We start from the raw sequence: 2,784 nt of genomic DNA, 5'->3' as shown, positions 1-2,784 counted from the left end.
GTTTCAAGGTAAAATGGGCCCTAAATTCCTTTCGCGCTCCCGTGAGCGGCTCGTTGTAGGTCAGGGTGAACCAGTAATCGCTGCTCGGCATCATGCTCCCGTTGAAGGTTCCGTCCCAGCCCGATCCCATCGGACTGAGCTGCTTCAAAAGCTTGCCGTAGCGGTCAAATATATAAATTTTTGCGCTTGATTGGCCATCTATCCCCACAATGTTCCACGTATCGTTGTTCCCGTCGCCGTTCGGCGTGAAGAACCTCGGGTAGTCCAGCACCACCACCTCGCCACTGGCCTGTCCGCAGCCCAGAACGTCCCTGGCCGTCACCACGTGGAGCCCCGGGGAAACGCCCACGAAGGTACCGCTCTCCTGCCATGGACCGCCGTCAAGGCTGTACTCGTACGTACCCGTGCCCGTGGCCTCGGCCCGGACCACGTTGCTCCCCGAAAAGGCCTCGCTGACAAGTTCCACAACGATCGTCGGAGGTCCGCTCTCCACCACCACCGTAACGCCCGCGCTCGTACAGCCCGTCAGAACGTCGGTCACCGTAACCCCATAGCTGCCGCCCTGTAAAGGCATCAGGCTCGGACCGGTCTCCCCCGCCAGTACATCGCCCTGGTAGGTCCACTCGAAGGTGTAGCCCGCAGCCGACAGGCCCGTGTCCACCAACGGAGGGCCGATGGCCTCGCTGCCGTCCGCGCCCACGCACAGCGTATAGCTCTCCTCGAGGACGAACCCCGGCAAGGGGTCCACCTGCAGGGTCAACGGTGCCACGTCGAAGCATATCGAGCCGTCCTGGCCCGTACCGTCAGGTACATCGTTGTCCACCCGCGCATAGATCACCTGGGGGTTGGCCACGTTCTCGTAAAGGCCCGGTAGCGGGCTCACGCCCAATAGCGCGTCCTCTTCCGTGGCATAGTAGCTCACCGTATAGCCCGCCGGGTCCTGGCCGTCCAGTACCTCCGCGTCAAGGACGCCCAGGTCGAACTGTACGCTGTCGTCCGTCGGGTCACCGTCGAGCTCCATCTCGTCGTCGCAGAGCCCGTAGGTTATCGGTACCGTGTCCGGATTGGCTCGGGCCGCTTCCTGTACCTCGACGTTGAAGCGCTGCGCCGCTATGGAGCAGCCCGTCGCGTTGTCCGTTATCGCCACGTATATCTCCTGGGGGTTCACCGTGTTAGTGTACGGGCTCAAGAGGGCGTTGGACAACGACTCCGCATCGGCCAGCGTCGCGTGGTAGCTCACCGTGTAGGCCGCAGGGTCCTGGCCGCCCAGTACCTCCGCGTCCTTCGAGGAAAGGTCGAAGCCCGCGAAACCGTCAGTGTTCAGTTCGCACTGTACGAAGTCCGTGACAGCGACCACCTCCGGCAAGGGGTACACCCGTATGTCGAAGTCCACCAGCGCGTAACAGCCCGTCGCGTCGCTGGTCACCCTGACGTATATCGTCTGGGCGGGGAGCCCTGCGTTCGTATGGGCCGTTGGGTCCGCTATAGCGTTAGTGCCCGAACCGGCATCGCCCGCCGTCTCGTGGTAGGTCACCGTGACCCCCGTCTCGCCGTTGAGCAGCAAGAGCTCGTTCTGCGTCAGGTCGAACTGCTCGACCCCGTCGCCCGTGTTCACCTGGTCGCAGAGCTCAAGGTCCGGCAACTGCTCGCTCGGTGTCGGTGTGGGGTTGGGCAGCACACGTATGGTAAGGGTCACCCTGTCCGTACAGCCCGTACCGGTATCCGTGACCACCGCGTAAAGGGTCTGCGGGTTCGCCGGTAGGCCGCCCACCGACGTGTTCGTATATGCCGTGGGGTCACCTATGGCCCCCGTCTGCGACTGCGCGGCCGCCAGGGTCTCGTAATAGGTCACCGACCAGCTGCCGTTCCCGCCCGTGATCTCCGGGTCCTTCACCGTAAGGTCGAATACCGTGAGCTCGTCCCCGGGAACCTCCCCGAGGTCGTCGCAGAGCTCGAGGGGCAACGGCTGTTGCGCCACAGGCAAGGGGTTAACCAAAAGCTCCAGGGACGTCAGCTTGTAACAGCCGCCGGCAGTGGCCGTGTCCTCCACGCGTATCCAGACCGTCTGACCACCGGGCACCGTATTGACATAGGAAAAGGGATTGGCTATCGCAGGGGCCGACGCATCCGCGTCCGCTTCCGTAACGTAATAGCTCAGAACGTAGCGTGCCGGGTCCAGGCCGTTGAGCACCTCGGACGTGACCACCGTAAGGTCGAAGGCCAAAAGCCCGTCAGGCGTCGCGTCGTCGCAGGCCTCCAAGGGCCCGGGGGCCGCTATCTGCGGCGTGGGCTCCACTATCAGCTCGAGCGACACCACCACGGCACAGTCCGTCGCTATGTTCGGGTTCTCAACCCGCGCGTAGAGCGTCTGGACGTCCTCCGTGATGTTGGCGTAGGACGTGGCCGGCACTATGGCGTCCACGCCGTTCTCCGCGTTGGCCTGGGTCTCGTGGTAGCTGACCTCCAGCGCCGCGTCGCCACCGGTTATCTCAGCGTCAGCAGCCGTGAGGTCGAAGACCCCGAAGCCGTCGCTGTCCGGGTCGCAGTACAGCAAGGGCTGCGGCGCAAAGGCCACAGGGGCCTGCTGAACTATAAGCTCAAGGACCGTCGTGTCGTAACAGCCGGTCACCACGTCCTCTACCCTGACGTAGACCAACTGGTTGTTGACCGTATTGGTATAGGGAACCGGCAGCGCGTTCTGGCCGAGGTCCGCGTCACCAGGGGTCGCGTGGTAGCTCACCGAATAGTCCGGGTCGCCCCCAGTTACCTCAGCGTCCTTAAGGC

At 63.6% G+C, this 2,784-nt stretch carries 1 protein-coding gene; it reads right to left on the bottom strand.

Annotated elements, in window-relative coordinates; genetic code table 11:
- Positions 1-2,784 (bottom strand): T9SS type B sorting domain-containing protein (locus CA834_RS14510; RefSeq protein ID WP_133085513.1); only part of this gene is annotated, 2,784 nt, incomplete at both ends.

It is taken from the genome of Winogradskyella aurantia (genome assembly GCF_002266855.1).
Lineage (GTDB): Bacteria > Bacteroidota > Bacteroidia > Flavobacteriales > Flavobacteriaceae > Winogradskyella > Winogradskyella aurantia.
This window is presented reverse-complemented; position numbering and strand designations above follow the sequence as displayed.